Source organism: Pseudomonas sp. 91RF (genome assembly GCF_003576265.1).
Taxonomy (GTDB): Bacteria; Pseudomonadota; Gammaproteobacteria; order Pseudomonadales; family Pseudomonadaceae; genus Aquipseudomonas; species Aquipseudomonas kribbensis.
Genome location: NZ_QWFC01000016.1, coordinates 1 through 16,385, shown reverse-complemented (window position 1 = coordinate 16,385; position 16,385 = coordinate 1). Strand labels below are relative to the sequence as shown.

The following is a 16,385-nucleotide window of genomic DNA, read 5'->3' as shown; positions in this document are numbered from 1 at the left end:
CGCGAGCTTTTTCTTCTGGAGCGCTGTCGATCTTGTCGAATTCAACTACGGCCGAACCGAAAACTTCGGAGCAGACGCGAGTCAGAGCAGCGGTCAGAGTGGTTTTACCGTGGTCAACGTGACCGATGGTGCCAACGTTTACGTGCGGTAGGGAACGATCAAATTTTTCTTTAGCCACGACAATTAACTCCTAGCCTAAAGGGGCTGAATCAGCCTTGTTTTTTGGTAACGGATTCGACGATGTGCGACGGAGCCGTATCGTATTTTTTGAATTCCATAGAGTAGCTTGCGCGACCCTGAGACATGGAACGAACGTCGGTCGCATAACCGAACATCTCACCCAGTGGAACTTCGGCACGGATAACCTTGCCGGACACTGTGTCTTCCATACCCTGGATCATGCCGCGACGACGGTTAAGGTCGCCCATCACGTCACCCATATAGTCTTCAGGCGTAACAACCTCTACCGCCATGATCGGCTCGAGCAACTCACCACCACCCTTCTGGGCCAGTTGCTTGGTCGCCATGGAAGCAGCCACTTTAAACGCCATCTCGTTGGAGTCGACGTCGTGGTAAGAACCATCGAACACGGTAGCCTTCAGGCCGATCAGCGGATAGCCGGCAACAACGCCGTTCTTCATCTGCTCTTCGATACCCTTCTGGATAGCCGGGATGTATTCCTTAGGAACCACACCACCTACTACTTCGTTCAGGAATTGCAGACCTTCCTGACCTTCGTCAGCAGGAGCAAAGCGAATCCAGCAGTGACCGAACTGGCCACGACCGCCGGACTGACGAACGAACTTGCCTTCGATTTCGCAGTTCTTCGTGATGCGCTCACGGTACGAAACTTGAGGCTTGCCGATGTTGGCTTCGACGTTGAACTCACGGCGCATCCGGTCAACCAGGATGTCCAGGTGCAGCTCGCCCATGCCGGAGATGATCGTTTGACCAGTCTCTTCATCAGTTTTAACGCGGAAAGACGGGTCTTCCTGAGCCAGCTTGCCCAGAGCGATACCCATTTTTTCCTGGTCATCCTTGGTCTTAGGCTCTACGGCAACCGAAATAACCGGCTCCGGGAAGTCCATGCGAACCAGGATGATTGGCTTGTCAGCGTTGCAGAGGGTTTCACCAGTGGTGACGTCCTTCATGCCGATCAGGGCCGCGATGTCGCCAGCGCGCACTTCCTTGATCTCTTCACGGGCGTTTGCGTGCATTTGCACCATACGACCCACGCGCTCTTTCTTGCCTTTGACCGAGTTGATCACGCCGTCGCCGGAGTTCAACACGCCCGAGTAAACGCGGACGAAGGTCAGAGTACCCACGAATGGGTCGGTAGCGATCTTGAACGCCAACGCCGCGAACGGCTCGTCGTCGCTTGCATGACGCTCCATCTCTTCTTCCTCGTTATCAGGGTTGGAACCCTTGATAGCAGGAATGTCGGTCGGAGCAGGCAGGAAGTCGATAACGGCGTCGAGAACCAGGGGAACACCCTTGTTCTTGAAGGACGAACCGCAAACAGCCAGAACGATTTCGCCAGCGATAGTACGCTGACGCAGAGCAGCCTTGATCTCGGCGATCGACAGCTCTTCACCTTCCAGGTACTTGTTCATCAGCTCTTCACTGGCTTCAGCCGCAGCTTCAACCATGTTGCTGCGCCATTCAGTGGCCAGCTCGAGCATGTCCGCAGGGATTTCCTTGCGAACCGGAACCATACCCTTGTCAGAGTCGTTCCAGTAAACAGCTTGCATGTTGATCAGGTCGATCTGGCCCTGGAAGTTGTCTTCCGAACCGATAGCCAGCTGGATCGGCACCGGAGTGTGACCCAGACGCTGTTTGATCTGACCGATCACGCGCAGGAAGTTGGCACCAGCACGGTCCATCTTGTTTACATAAACAAGACGTGGAACGCCGTATTTGTTGGCTTGACGCCATACGGTTTCCGACTGAGGCTCAACACCCGAAGTACCGCAGAACACAACGACAGCGCCGTCGAGTACGCGCAGGGAACGCTCTACTTCAATAGTGAAGTCTACGTGACCCGGGGTATCGATTACGTTGAAGCGATGCTCGTGCGGGTACTGCTTCTCGGAACCTTTCCAGAAGGCGGTAATGGCAGCAGAAGTAATGGTAATACCACGCTCCTGCTCCTGAACCATCCAGTCTGTGGTCGCGGCGCCGTCATGCACCTCGCCCATTTTGTGACTTTTGCCAGTGTAAAAAAGGACGCGCTCGGTGGTGGTGGTTTTACCAGCATCCACGTGAGCGACGATACCGATGTTACGGTAGCGACTAATCGGAGTAGTACGAGCCATAAAGCCCTCGCAAAATTAGTGAAGCTAAAATTAGAAGCGGTAGTGCGAGAAAGCTTTGTTAGCTTCGGCCATACGGTGCACGTCTTCACGCTTCTTAACAGCAGCACCTTTACCTTCAGCAGCATCCAGCAGCTCGCCAGCCAAGCGCAGAGCCATAGACTTCTCGCCACGCTTGCGGGCGAAGTCTACCAACCAGCGCATTGCCAGAGCGTTACGACGGGACGGACGAACTTCGACCGGAACCTGGTAAGTAGCACCACCAACGCGGCGCGACTTCACTTCGACCAGCGGAGCGATGGCGTCGAGTGCTTTTTCGAAGAGTTCCAGGGGATCGGTGCCGGTCTTGCGAGCCGCAACGGTTTCCAGGGCACCATAAACGATACGCTCGGCAACGGCTTTCTTGCCGCTTTCCATAACGTGGTTCATGAATTTGGCGAGGATTTGGCTTCCGTATTTCGGATCGTCCAGAATCTCACGCTTTGCTGCTACGCGACGTCTTGGCATTGATAAGCCCTCAAACGGTCTTCAGGTTAGTTCGGGACAGATCCTTGAGGATTCGCGCCCGACCTTACTCTTATCGACTCAATAAAATGAAAATCTGCAAAACGGCCGATTACTTCGGACGCTTGGTACCGTACTTCGAACGACCCTGGTTACGGCCTTTAACGCCGGAAGTATCCAAGGAGCCGCGAACGGTGTGGTAACGAACACCTGGCAAGTCTTTTACACGACCGCCGCGGATCAGTACCACGCTGTGCTCTTGCAGGTTGTGGCCTTCACCACCGATGTACGAGGAAACCTCGAAACCGTTGGTCAGACGCACACGGCATACTTTACGCAGTGCCGAGTTAGGTTTTTTCGGCGTAGTGGTGTACACACGGGTGCACACGCCACGACGTTGCGGGCAGTTCTGCAGCGCAGGCACGTCGGATTTCTCGACGATACGCTTACGCGGCTGACGTACCAGCTGGTTGATAGTTGCCATCTACTAGCTCCACTGTTGTCTTGCGACGCTATTGTCTTGCAAGAAAAGCAAAATGGCAGGAACGGATTCCCGCCAAATTTAGGGGATCAAGAGTCTAAAGAGGATCTTGTCCCCAGTCAAGGCAAGGCCCCGACCTCCCCGCTCGTCGAACCTCGACAAATTGTCTCGATTCGATGAACGGTTAGATCAGGGCCTCAGCTCATTTATCGCAGAACTCAGTTACCGCTCGAGTTCAGCGCTTCGGTCAGTGCAGCTTCCACTTCACTGGCGCTTACGCGCAACGGTTTGTCTGCATCACGACGACGCTTGCGCTCGCTGTGATAAGCCAGACCGGTACCGGCCGGGATCAGACGACCCACAACCACGTTTTCTTTCAGGCCGCGCAGGTAATCGCGCTTGCCGGTTACGGCCGCTTCGGTCAGTACGCGGGTGGTTTCCTGGAAGGAAGCCGCCGAGATGAACGATTCGGTCGACAACGACGCCTTGGTGATACCCAGCAGAACGCGGGTGAACTTGGAGACAAACTTGTCTTCCGCGTTCAGACGCTCGTTCTCTACCAGAACGTGAGTCAGTTCCATCTGGTCGCCCTTGATGAAGCTGGAGTCGCCGGACTCGGAGATCTCAACTTTACGCAGCATCTGACGCAGGATGGTCTCGATGTGCTTGTCGTTGATCTTCACGCCCTGCAGACGGTAAACGTCCTGGATCTCGTTAACGATGTACTTGGCCAGCGCGCTCACACCCAGCAGACGCAGGATGTCGTGCGGATCGCTCGGACCGTCGGAGATAACTTCGCCGCGGTTTACCTGTTCGCCTTCGAACACGTTCAGGTGACGCCACTTCGGAATCAGCTCTTCGTACGGATCGCTACCGTCGTTCGGGGTGATGACCAGACGGCGCTTGCCCTTGGTCTCTTTACCGAACGCGATGGTGCCGCTGACTTCAGCCAGAATCGACGCCTCTTTCGGACGACGGGCTTCGAACAGGTCGGCAACACGCGGCAGACCACCGGTGATGTCACGGGTCTTCGAAGTTTCCTGCGGGATACGAGCGATAACATCACCGATCGCAATCTTCGCACCGTCCGCAACACCGACCAGGGCGTTGGCTGGCAGGAAGTACTGAGCAATAACGTCAGTGCCTGGCAGCAACAGATCCTTGCCGTTGTCATCGACCATCTTCACAGCAGGACGAATGTCCTTGCCGGCAGCCGGACGATCTTTCGGATCAAGTACTTCAATGTTGGTCATACCGGTCAATTCGTCAGTCTGACGCTTGATCGTGATGCCTTCTTCCATGCCCACGTAGGTCACGGTACCTTTCATTTCGGTAACGATCGGGTGAGTGTGCGGATCCCACTTGGCCACGATGGCGCCAGCGTCGACCTTGTCACCTTCTTTAACCGAAATCACAGCACCGTACGGCAGCTTGTAACGCTCGCGCTCACGACCGAAGTCGTCAGCAATCGCCAGCTCACCGGAACGGGACACGGCAACCAGGTTGCCATCCACACGCTCAACGTGCTTCAGGTTGTGCAGACGGACGGTACCGCCGTTCTTCACCTGAACGCTGTCGGCTGCGGAAGTACGGCTTGCCGCGCCACCGATGTGGAACGTACGCATCGTCAGCTGGGTACCCGGCTCACCGATGGACTGGGCAGCGATTACGCCGACCGACTCACCGATGTTCACCTGGTGACCACGAGCCAGGTCGCGGCCGTAGCACTTGGCGCAGATGCCGTAGCGGGTTTCGCAGCTGATCGGCGAACGCACGATCACTTCGTCGATGCTGTTCAGCTCGATGAACTCGACCCACTTCTCGTCTACCAGAGTGCCGGCAGGAACGATGACGTCCTCGGTACCCGGCTTGAATACGTCACGGGCAATGACACGACCCAATACGCGCTCACCCAGCGGCTCTACAACGTCACCGCCTTCAATGTGCGGAGTCATTACCAGGCCGTGCTCGGTGCCGCAATCGATCTCGGTCACGACCAGATCCTGCGCCACGTCTACCAGACGACGAGTCAGGTAACCGGAGTTCGCGGTTTTCAACGCGGTATCCGCCAGACCTTTACGAGCACCGTGAGTCGAGATGAAGTACTGGAGTACGCTCAGACCTTCACGGAAGTTCGCGGTAATTGGCGTTTCAATAATGGAACCGTCCGGCTTGGCCATCAGACCACGCATACCGGCCAGCTGACGAATCTGTGCTGCGGAACCCCGCGCACCCGAGTCGGCCATCATGTACATCGAGTTGAACGATTCCTGCTCGACTTCGTCGCCGTGACGGTCGATGACTTTCTCTTTCGAGAGGTTGGCCATCATCGCCTTGGAGACTTCGTCGTTCGCTTTCGACCAAAGGTCGATCACTTTGTTGTACTTCTCGCCCTGGGTGACCAGGCCGGACGCGTACTGGCTCTCGATCTCTTTCACTTCGTCGGTGGCAGCACCGATGATGCGGGCTTTTTCATCCGGGATAACGAAGTCGTTAACACCGATGGAAACGCCGGAAATGGTCGAGTAGGCAAAACCGGTGTACATCAACTGGTCAGCGAAGATCACGGTCTCTTTCAGACCAACCACGCGATAGCACTGGTTGATCAGCTTGGAGATCGCCTTTTTCTTCATCGGCAGGTTGACGACGTCGAACGACAGACCTTTTGGTACAACCTGGAACAGCAGCGCACGGCCGACAGTGGTGTCGACGATACGGGTGTTGTTCACGCTGTTGCCGTCACGATCGTTCACGGTTTCGTTGATACGAACCTTGATCTTCGCGTGCAGTGCGGCTTCGCCGGCACGGAACACACGGTCAACTTCCTGCAGATCCGCGAACACACGACCTTCGCCCTTGGCGTTGATCGCTTCACGAGTCATGTAGTACAGACCCAATACAACGTCCTGCGACGGAACGATGATTGGCTCACCGTTGGCTGGCGACAGAATGTTGTTGGTCGACATCATCAACGCACGCGCTTCGAGCTGGGCTTCCAGCGTCAGCGGTACGTGCACGGCCATTTGGTCGCCGTCGAAGTCGGCGTTGTACGCAGCACAGACCAGAGGGTGCAGCTGGATAGCCTTACCTTCGATCAGTACCGGTTCAAACGCCTGGATACCCAGACGGTGAAGGGTCGGTGCACGGTTGAGAAGAACCGGGTGTTCGCGAATCACTTCAGCGAGAACGTCCCAAACCTCCGGCAGCTCGCGCTCGACCATTTTCTTGGCCGCTTTGATGGTGGTCGCCAGACCACGCATTTCCAGCTTGCCGAAAATGAACGGCTTGAACAGCTCGAGAGCCATCTTCTTCGGCAGACCGCACTGGTGCAGACGCAGGGTCGGGCCTACGGTAATTACCGAACGACCGGAGTAGTCAACACGCTTACCGAGCAAGTTCTGACGGAAACGACCTTGCTTACCCTTGATCATGTCAGCCAGGGATTTCAGAGGACGCTTGTTCGAACCGGTGATAGCGCGGCCACGACGACCGTTGTCGAGCAGTGCATCGACAGCTTCCTGCAACATACGCTTTTCGTTGCGCACGATGATGTCCGGAGCGGACAGATCCAGCAGGCGCTTCAAACGGTTGTTACGGTTGATCACTCGACGATACAGATCGTTGAGGTCGGAAGTCGCGAAACGACCGCCGTCCAGCGGGACCAGTGGACGCAGATCTGGCGGCAGAACCGGCAGAACGGTCAGCACCATCCACTCTGGCAGGTTGCCGGAACCCTGGAAGGCTTCCATCAACTTCAGACGCTTGGACAGCTTCTTGATCTTGGTTTCGGAGTTGGTTTGCGGAATTTCTTCACGCAGACGGCCAATCTCGTGTTCCAGGTCGATAGCGTGCAGCAGTTCACGGACAGCTTCAGCACCCATGCGGGCGTCGAAATCGTCACCGAACTCTTCCAGCGCTTCGAAGTATTGCTCGTCGTTCAGCAGCTGACCTTTTTCAAGAGTGGTCATGCCCGGATCGATAACGACATAGCTCTCGAAGTAGAGAACGCGTTCGATATCACGCAGGGTCATGTCCATCAGCAGACCGATACGGGACGGCAGCGATTTCAGGAACCAGATGTGGGCAACCGGCGAAGCCAGTTCGATGTGCGCCATGCGCTCACGACGAACCTTGGCCAGCGCAACTTCAACGCCGCACTTCTCGCAGATCACACCACGGTGCTTCAAGCGCTTGTACTTACCGCACAGGCACTCGTAATCCTTTACCGGGCCAAAGATCTTGGCGCAGAACAGACCGTCACGCTCAGGTTTGAACGTACGGTAGTTGATGGTTTCCGGCTTTTTAACTTCACCGAACGACCACGAGCGGATCATCTCAGGCGAGGCCAATCCGATACGGATGGCGTCAAACTCTTCGACTTGACCCTGGTTTTTCAGCAAATTCAGTAGGTCTTTCAAGGCCTTTCCTCCTGGCGGAGCAGAGAGCGGGCAATCCTGCCCCGCTCTCGATCGCGTCACGTGTTATTCGGTTTCCAGATCGATATCGATGCCGAGGGAACGAATTTCCTTGATCAACACGTTGAAGGACTCGGGCATGCCCGGCTCCATACGGTGATCGCCGTCCACGATGTTTTTGTACATCTTGGTCCGGCCGTTCACATCGTCCGACTTCACTGTGAGCATTTCTTGCAGAGTGTAAGCAGCACCGTATGCTTCCAGTGCCCAGACCTCCATCTCCCCGAAACGCTGACCACCGAACTGCGCCTTACCACCCAGCGGCTGCTGGGTAACCAGGCTGTACGAACCGGTAGAACGTGCGTGCATCTTGTCGTCTACCAAGTGGTTCAGCTTCAGCATGTACATGTAGCCAACGGTAACTGGACGCTCGAACTTGTTGCCGGTACGGCCGTCGGTCAGCTGCATCTGGCCGCTTTCTGGCAGGTCCGCCAGTTTCAGCATGGCCTTGATCTCAACTTCCTTGGCGCCGTCGAACACTGGAGTGGCCATTGGAACGCCGCCACGCAGGTTCTTCGCCAGATCCAGGATTTCCTGATCGGAGAAGCTGTCCAGATCTTCGTTACGACCGCCGATCTGATTGTAGATCTCGTCCAGGAAGGTACGCAGCTCAGCGACTTTACGCTGCTCTTCGACCATCCGGTTGATCTTCTCGCCCAGACCCTTGGCCGCGAGGCCCAGATGGGTTTCAAGGATCTGACCAACGTTCATACGCGAAGGTACGCCCAGCGGGTTGAGGACCACGTCGACCGGGGTGCCATTGGCATCGTGCGGCATGTCTTCAACCGGCATGATCACGGAGACCACACCCTTGTTACCGTGACGACCGGCCATCTTGTCGCCCGGCTGGATGCGACGACGGATTGCCAGGTAAACCTTGACGATCTTCAGCACGCCTGGAGCCAGGTCATCGCCCTGCTGCAGTTTGCGCTTCTTGTCTTCGAACTTGTCGTCCAGCAGACGGCGACGATCGACGATGTAGGCCTGAGCCTTCTCGAGCTGCTCGTTCAGAGCATCTTCAGCCATGCGCAGCTTGAACCACTGACCATGCTCAAGACCGTCGAGTACTTCGTCGGTGATGTCCTGACCTTTCTTCAGGCCCGCGCCGCCTTCAGCCTTGTGGCCTACCAGAGCGGAACGCAGACGTTCGAAGGTCGCGCCTTCAACGATGCGGAACTCTTCGTTCAGATCCTTGCGGATCTCGTCCAGCTGGGTCTTCTCGATCGACAGGGCACGGCTGTCACGCTCAACGCCATCACGGGTGAACACCTGAACGTCGATGACAGTACCCTTGGTGCCGGTTGGCACCCGCAGGGAAGTGTCTTTAACGTCGCTGGCCTTCTCACCGAAAATTGCGCGAAGCAGCTTTTCTTCCGGCGTCAGTTGAGTCTCGCCTTTCGGAGTGACCTTACCAACCAGAATGTCGCCCGGGCCGACTTCGGCACCTACATAAACGATACCGGCTTCGTCCAGTTTGTTCAGTGCAGCCTCACCCACGTTCGGGATGTCCGCAGTGATTTCCTCCGGGCCAAGCTTGGTGTCACGAGCCACACAGGTCAGTTCCTGGATATGGATCGTGGTGAAGCGGTCTTCCTGAACCACTCGCTCGGACAGGCAGATGGAGTCTTCGAAGTTGAAGCCGTTCCATGCCATGAACGCGATGCGCATGTTCTGACCCAGAGCCAGTTCACCCATGTCGGTGGACGGACCGTCGGCCATGATGTCGCTACGCTGAACGCGATCACCCTTGCTCACCAGCGGACGCTGGTTGATGCAGGTGTTCTGGTTCGAGCGGGTGTATTTGGTCAGGTTGTAGATGTCGACACCGGCTTCACCCGTTTCAACTTCGTCATCGGCAACACGAACCACGATACGGCTGGCATCAACGGAGTCGATCACGCCGCCACGACGAGCCACGACGCAAACGCCGGAGTCGCGAGCCACGTTACGCTCCATGCCGGTACCTACCAGCGGCTTGTCGGCACGCAGGGTTGGTACAGCCTGACGCTGCATGTTCGAACCCATCAACGCACGGTTGGCGTCGTCGTGCTCGAGGAACGGAATCAGCGACGCTGCAACCGAAACTACCTGCTTCGGCGAAACATCCATCAGGGTGACTTCTTCAGGCGCCTTGACGGTGAATTCGTTCAGGTGACGTACGGCTACCAGCTCGTCGATCAGGACTTTCTGGTCGTTCATGGTCGCCGAAGCCTGCGCGATCACGTGATCGGCTTCTTCAATAGCGGACAGGAACACGATCTCGTCGGTAACCACACCCTCTTTCACCACACGGTACGGGCTCTCGAGGAAGCCGTACTGGTTGGTGCGAGCGTAAGCAGCCAGGGAGTTGATCAGACCGATGTTCGGACCTTCCGGCGTTTCGATCGGGCAGACACGACCGTAGTGAGTCGGGTGTACGTCACGAACTTCGAAGCCTGCGCGCTCACGAGTCAGACCACCAGGGCCGAGTGCGGAGACACGACGCTTGTGGGTAATCTCGGACAGCGGGTTGTTCTGGTCCATGAACTGCGACAGCTGGCTGGAACCGAAGAACTCTTTCACCGCCGCAGCCACTGGCTTGGCGTTGATCAGGTCTTGCGGCATCAGGCCTTCGCTTTCAGCCATCGACAGACGCTCTTTGACCGCACGCTCAACACGTACCAGGCCAACGCGGAACTGGTTCTCGGCCATTTCGCCTACGCAGCGAACACGACGGTTACCCAGGTGGTCGATGTCGTCGACGATGCCTTTACCATTACGGATGTCGACCAGAGTCTTCAGTACCGCGACGATGTCTTCCTTGCACAGCACGCCCGAACCTTCGATCTCGGTACGACCGATACGACGGTTGAACTTCATCCGGCCGACCGCAGACAGGTCATAGCGCTCAGGGCTGAAGAACAGGTTGTTGAACAGGGTTTCGGCAGCGTCTTTGGTTGGCGGCTCGCCCGGACGCATCATGCGATAGATTTCGACCAGCGCTTCCAATTGGTTGCTGGTGGAGTCGATCTTCAGCGTGTCGGAGATGAACGGACCGCAGTCGATGTCGTTGGTGTACAGAGTTTCGATGCGAACGACGCCAGCCTTGGCGACTTTTGCCAGGACTTCGGTCGTCAGCTCGGTGTTGCACTCTGCCAGGATTTCACCGGTTGCCGGATGCACGATGACCTTGGCGGTGGTGCGACCCAGGACGTAGTCCAGAGGCACGTCCAGCTCTTTGATCCCGGCTTTTTCCAGCTGGTTGATGTGACGGGCAGTGATACGACGACCCTGCTCGACAATCACCTTGCCATTGCCGTCCTGGATATCGAGAACAGCAACCTCACCGCGCAGACGCTGAGGTACCAGCTCCAGGCTCAGGGTTTCGCCCTTAACGTGGAATACGTTGGTGGTGTAGAACGCGTCCAGCACTTCTTCGGTGGTATAGCCGAGCGCGCGCAGCAATACCGAGGCCGGCAGCTTGCGACGACGGTCGATACGTACGAATACACAGTCCTTCGGGTCGAACTCGAAGTCCAGCCACGAACCGCGGTAAGGAATGATGCGTGCGGAGTACAGCAGTTTGCCGGAGCTGTGCGTCTTGCCACGGTCGTGGTCGAAGAACACGCCCGGGGAGCGGTGCAACTGGGAAACGATCACACGCTCGGTACCGTTGATTACGAAGGTACCGTTCTCAGTCATCAGGGGGATTTCACCCATGTAGACTTCTTGCTCTTTGATGTCCTTGATCGCTTTGTTCGACGATTCTTTGTCGAAAATGATCAGGCGCACTTTTACCCGCAAAGGTACGGCGAAAGTTACACCGCGCAATACGCATTCTTTGACATCAAATGCCGGTTCGCCCAGGCGATAACCGACGTACTCCAGCGCAGCATTGCCGGAGTAGCTGATGATCGGGAAAACGGATTTGAAGGCCGCATGCAGGCCCACGTCGCGGAACTGATCTTTAGTCGCTCCCGCTTGCAAGAATTCACGATACGAATCCAGCTGGATGGCCAGGAGGTAAGGCACATCCATGACGTCCGGCAACTTGCTAAAGTCCTTGCGGATACGTTTTTTCTCAGTATATGAGTAAGCCATCAGCGTTCCCCAGCTTGGTCACCTGCTTGTTTGGCCCCTCCCGACGGGAGCAGCCAGAAAATCGTGCAAACCCCATGGTTTGCGCCATCACATCGGATGGTTACAGCTCGTTATCGGCACCGACCGAGTCGGCTGCCAATAACGGAAAAAGGCCGGTGGCAAGAGCCACCAGCCATCAGCCTGTCGCTTGACGCTCGGGCTGGAGGAGCAAAGTCGATGCTTACTTCAGCTCGACTTTAGCGCCTGCTTCTTCCAGCTTCTTCTTAGCGTCTTCAGCAGCTTCTTTCGAAACGCCTTCAGCTACAACCTGAGGAGCGCCGTCGACTTTCTCTTTGGCTTCTTTCAGGCCCAGACCGGTCAGTTCACGAACTGCCTTGATCACGTTTACTTTCTTGTCGCCGGCTTCAACCAGAACAACGTTGAACTCGGTTTGCTCTTCAACAACAGCGGCAGCAGCAGCTGGACCAGCAGCAGCAACAGCAGCGGTCACGCCGAAGGTTTCTTCCATTGCTTTGATCAGCTCAACAACTTCCAGAACGGTTTTCTGGCCGATTGCTTCGATGATTTGTTCGTTAGTCAGAGACATGACTCAATTCCTGATTTGGTGGACAGCCTGTACGGCCGTCGAAATAAACAAAAATACGCGAGATTGGAAACGCTCAGCCTCAGGCTGCAGCAGCTTCTTTCTGATCGCGAATTGCCGCCAGAGTACGAGCCAGCTTGCTGGTAGCGCCTTGAATCACGCTCATCAGTTTCGCAATAGCTTCGTCGCGAGTTGGCAGGCTTGCCAGCACGTCGATCTCATTCGCTGCGAGGAACTTGCCCTCGAACGAAGCTGCCTTGATCTCGAACTTATCCTGACCCTTGGCAAATTCCTTGAACAGACGAGCAGCAGCGCCCGGGTGTTCGTTGGAGAATGCGATCAGGGTCGGGCCGGTGAACGCGTCGTTCAGCACTTCGTACGAAGTGCCAGCAACAGCGCGCTTGAGCAGGGTGTTACGTACAACACGTACGTAAACGCCAGCTTCACGAGCCTCTTTACGGAGTCCGGTCATTGCGCCTACTGTTACGCCACGGGCATCAACCACGACAGCGGACAGAGCGACTTTGGCAGCCTCGTTGACTTCAGCGACGATGGCCTTCTTGTCTTCGAGATTAATTGCCACGGGTTTAACTCCTGCTTGTTACCGTTTCATTCGATCGAAACCGAATGTCGTTTTGGTGTCTGATTCGGTAAGGAACCGGGAGCACCATCTGCGTAGGCTTGAGGTTTAAGACTTGCGTCGCCTACGGTCTTGGATAGCCCCCGCCAGGCAGGGACCCCAATCTTTCAATTGGCGCAGTTACCTGCGCCAACTTTTGTCTTACGCGTCCAGCGAGCTCTGGTCGATGACCAGACCTGGGCCCATGGTGGTGCTCAGGGTAACGCGCTTGACGTAGATACCTTTCGAGGAAGCTGGCTTGATACGCTTCAGGTCAGCGATCAGAGCTTCAACGTTTTCCTTCAGCTTGACGGCATCGAAGCCAATCTTGCCAACGGAAGTGTGGATGATGCCGTTTTTGTCGGTGCGATAACGAACCTGACCAGCTTTGGCGTTTTTAACCGCGGTGGCTACGTCTGGAGTAACGGTACCAACTTTCGGGTTAGGCATCAGGCCACGTGGACCGAGGATCTGACCCAGTTGACCTACAACGCGCATGGCATCAGGGGATGCGATCACTACGTCATAGTTCAGGTCGCCGCCTTTCATTTCGGCAGCCAGTTCGTCCATACCTACGCGGTCAGCGCCGGCAGCCAGAGCGGCCTCGGCAGCTGGACCCTGGGTAAACACAGCAACGCGAACGGTCTTGCCAGTGCCGTGTGGCAGCACAGTAGCGCTACGAACGACCTGGTCGGATTTACGCGGGTCTACGCCCAGGTTAACGGCCACATCGAACGACTCGACGAACTTGGCAGCTGGCAGCGAGGCCAGCAGAGTTGCGGCCTCTTCGAAGTTGTAGGACTTGCCCGCTTCGATCTTTTCAGCGATAGCCTTTTGGCGCTTGGTCAGCTTAGCCATTACACACCCTCCACGTTAAGGCCCATGCTACGAGCAGAACCGGCGATAGTGCGCACGGCTGCATCCATATCAGCTGCAGTCAGATCCGCGTTTTTGGTTTTCGCGATTTCTTCCAGCTGAGCACGGGTAACAGTGCCAACCTTAACGGTGTTCGGACGAGCGGAACCGCTGGTCAGACCGGCCGCCTTCTTCAGCAGAACCGAAGCAGGGGTGGATTTGGTTTCGAAAGTGAAGCTACGGTCGCTGTAGACAGTGATGATCACTGGAGTCGGCAGACCAGCTTCCAGACCCTGGGTACGGGCGTTGAAAGCTTTGCAGAATTCCATGATGTTCACGCCGTGCTGACCCAGAGCAGGACCAACAGGTGGGCTTGGGTTAGCCTGAGCGGCCTTCACTTGCAGCTTGATGTAAGCGGTAATCTTCTTGGCCATGAGGCACTCCAATTACGGGTTCGAACGCCTCGAAAGGCTCCCCGGTTACTTGCGCGTTTATCCCAGTGACGACAAAACCCCACAGCCTAGGGCTGCGGGGTTGGGATGCTTGTCCAGTTAGACCTTTTCGACCTGACTGAACTCCAACTCTACCGGAGTAGAGCGACCGAAAATGAGCACTGCCACTTGGATCCGGCTCTTTTCGTAGTTAACTTCTTCAACAACACCGTTAAAGTCAGCGAATGGACCGTCATTGACACGAACGGTTTCACCTGGCTCGAACAACGTCTTCGGCTTCGGCTTGTCACTACCGTCAGCAACGCGACGCAGAATCGCCTCGGCTTCTTTATCAGTGATTGGCGCAGGCTTGTCAGCGGTACCGCCGATAAAACCCATCACCCGAGGAGTGTCCTTGACCAAGTGCCAAGTACCCTCGTTCATATCCATCTGTACCAGCACATAACCAGGGAAGAACTTGCGTTCGCTTTTGCGCTTCTGGCCATTACGCATTTCAACCACTTCTTCAGTGGGAACCAGAATTTCGCCGAAGCCATCTTCCATGCCAGCCAGCTTTACACGCTCGATCAGCGAGCGCATGACATGCTTCTCGTAACCCGAGTAAGCATGCACAACGTACCAACGCTTAGCCACGGGACACCCTTAGCCGACAATCAAGGAAACAAGCCAGCCGAGCAGGGAATCAAGCCCCCACAACAGCAACGCCATAACCAGAACAACAGCCACAACAATAAGAGTGGTCTGCGTGGTTTCTTGGCGAGTTGGCCATACGACTTTACGAATCTCGGTACGAGCTTCCTTAACCAGTACAAAGAAAGACTTGCCCTTGGCAGTCTGCAGGCCCACAAAGGCAGCTACAGCAGCAACGACAAGCAAAGCGAGTACACGGTACAGGATCGGCGAAGCAGAGTAATACTGATTGCCTACAACGCCAACCACCACCAAAGCGACCACTACAAGCCACTTGAGCAGATCGAAGCGAGAGCCTTGAGCTTCAGCCTTAGGAGTCATCTATGAAGATCCTGTGAAAAGAAAGCCAGACACACCGAGTGAATCTGGCAGGTCAGGAGGGAATCGAACCCCCAACCTACGGTTTTGGAGACCGTCGCTCTGCCAATTGAGCTACTGACCTAAAACAAAATCAGGCCGACCATTATGCCGGCCCGAAAAATACATTACAACTACTTACTCGATGATTTTGGCTACGACGCCAGCGCCGACGGTACGACCGCCTTCACGGATAGCGAAACGCAGACCGTCTTCCATCGCGATGGTTTTGATCAGGGTAACAGTCATCTGAATGTTGTCACCTGGCATTACCATTTCAACGCCTTCTGGCAGCTCGCAGTTACCAGTCACGTCAGTAGTACGGAAGTAGAACTGTGGACGGTAGCCTTTGAAGAACGGAGTGTGACGACCGCCTTCTTCCTTGCTCAGAACGTAAACTTCTGCGGTGAACTTGGTGTGAGGCTTAACCGAACCCGGCTTAACCAGAACCTGACCACGCTCAACGTCGTCACGCTTGGTGCCACGCAGCAGAACGCCGCAGTTCTCACCAGCACGACCTTCGTCCAGCAGCTTGCGGAACATCTCAACACCAGTGCAGGTGGTGGTGGTGGTGTCACGCAGACCAACGATTTCCAGGGCGTCCTGAACGCGGACGATTCCACGCTCGATACGACCAGTTACTACAGTACCGCGACCCGAGATCGAGAACACGTCTTCGATTGGCATCAGGAACGGCTTGTCGATAGCACGCTCTGGCTCTGGGATGTAGCTGTCCAGAGTTTCCACCAGCTTCTTGACAGCGCTGGTGCCCATTTCGTTGTCGTCTTTGCCTTCCAGCGCCATACGAGCCGAACCGATGATGATCGGAGTGTCGTCGCCTGGGAAGTCGTAGGTGGACAGCAGGTCGCGAACTTCCATCTCAACCAGTTCCAGCAGCTCTGCGTCGTCTACCAGGTCAGCCTTGTTCAGGAAAACCACGATGTACGGAACGCCTACCTGACGGGACAGCAGGATGT

The 16,385-nt window shown here is 56.0% G+C and carries 13 protein-coding genes and 1 tRNA gene; all 14 read right to left on the bottom strand.

Annotated features, from left to right (window positions below; translation table 11 throughout):
• Positions 1 to 178, bottom strand: a 178-nt coding sequence (locus DXT77_RS05635; protein ID WP_236223339.1) for a GTP-binding protein, incomplete at its 3' end; no start/stop codon positions are given.
• Between the two features lie 31 nt (positions 179 to 209).
• Positions 210 to 2,315, bottom strand: a complete 2,106-nt coding sequence (fusA, locus tag DXT77_RS05630; protein WP_085712351.1) for an elongation factor G — start codon at positions 2,313 to 2,315, stop codon at positions 210 to 212.
• A gap of 30 nt (positions 2,316 to 2,345) precedes the next feature.
• Positions 2,346 to 2,819: a 30S ribosomal protein S7 gene (gene rpsG / locus DXT77_RS05625; protein ID WP_007957592.1), complete on the bottom strand. Its 474-nt coding sequence runs from the start codon at positions 2,817 to 2,819 to the stop codon at positions 2,346 to 2,348.
• A gap of 109 nt (positions 2,820 to 2,928) precedes the next feature.
• Positions 2,929 to 3,300 (bottom strand): 30S ribosomal protein S12, encoded by a 372-nt coding sequence (gene rpsL / locus DXT77_RS05620; protein ID WP_003186084.1) that lies wholly within the window; start codon positions 3,298 to 3,300, stop codon positions 2,929 to 2,931.
• A 215-nt stretch (positions 3,301 to 3,515) separates the two neighbouring features.
• The gene (rpoC, locus tag DXT77_RS05615) at positions 3,516 to 7,715 is read right to left on the bottom strand and encodes a DNA-directed RNA polymerase subunit beta' (RefSeq protein WP_085712352.1); all 4,200 of its coding nucleotides are present in this window, start codon (positions 7,713 to 7,715) and stop codon (positions 3,516 to 3,518) included.
• A 63-nt stretch (positions 7,716 to 7,778) separates the two neighbouring features.
• Entirely contained in the window at positions 7,779 to 11,852 is a 4,074-nt protein-coding gene (gene rpoB / locus DXT77_RS05610; protein ID WP_119426917.1) for a DNA-directed RNA polymerase subunit beta, read from the bottom strand.
• A 220-nt stretch (positions 11,853 to 12,072) separates the two neighbouring features.
• Positions 12,073 to 12,438 carry a 50S ribosomal protein L7/L12 gene (gene rplL / locus DXT77_RS05605; protein WP_003255496.1) on the bottom strand — a complete coding sequence of 122 codons (366 nt, stop codon included), beginning with the start codon at positions 12,436 to 12,438 and terminating at the stop codon, positions 12,073 to 12,075.
• A 79-nt stretch (positions 12,439 to 12,517) separates the two neighbouring features.
• Positions 12,518 to 13,018 carry a 50S ribosomal protein L10 gene (gene rplJ / locus DXT77_RS05600; RefSeq protein WP_011336174.1) on the bottom strand — a complete coding sequence of 167 codons (501 nt, stop codon included), beginning with the start codon at positions 13,016 to 13,018 and terminating at the stop codon, positions 12,518 to 12,520.
• A 198-nt stretch (positions 13,019 to 13,216) separates the two neighbouring features.
• Complete coding sequence (rplA, locus tag DXT77_RS05595; RefSeq protein WP_011336175.1) at positions 13,217 to 13,912, bottom strand: 50S ribosomal protein L1; 696 nt, start codon at positions 13,910 to 13,912, stop codon at positions 13,217 to 13,219.
• Positions 13,912 to 14,343, bottom strand: a complete 432-nt coding sequence (gene rplK, locus DXT77_RS05590; RefSeq protein WP_003228756.1) for a 50S ribosomal protein L11 — start codon at positions 14,341 to 14,343, stop codon at positions 13,912 to 13,914. The genes rplA and rplK overlap by 1 nt, the downstream gene beginning before the upstream one ends.
• 117 nt (positions 14,344 to 14,460) lie before the next feature.
• Positions 14,461 to 14,994 carry a transcription termination/antitermination protein NusG gene (gene nusG / locus DXT77_RS05585; protein WP_007957598.1) on the bottom strand — a complete coding sequence of 178 codons (534 nt, stop codon included), beginning with the start codon at positions 14,992 to 14,994 and terminating at the stop codon, positions 14,461 to 14,463.
• 9 nt (positions 14,995 to 15,003) lie between these two features.
• On the bottom strand, positions 15,004 to 15,372 hold the full coding sequence (gene secE, locus DXT77_RS05580; RefSeq protein ID WP_119426916.1) for a preprotein translocase subunit SecE: 369 nt from the start codon (positions 15,370 to 15,372) through the stop codon (positions 15,004 to 15,006).
• A gap of 45 nt (positions 15,373 to 15,417) precedes the next feature.
• A tRNA-Trp gene (locus tag DXT77_RS05575) sits at positions 15,418 to 15,493 on the bottom strand.
• 53 nt (positions 15,494 to 15,546) lie between these two features.
• Positions 15,547 to 16,385 (bottom strand): elongation factor Tu (locus tag DXT77_RS05570; protein ID WP_119426915.1); only part of this gene is annotated, 839 nt, incomplete at its 5' end.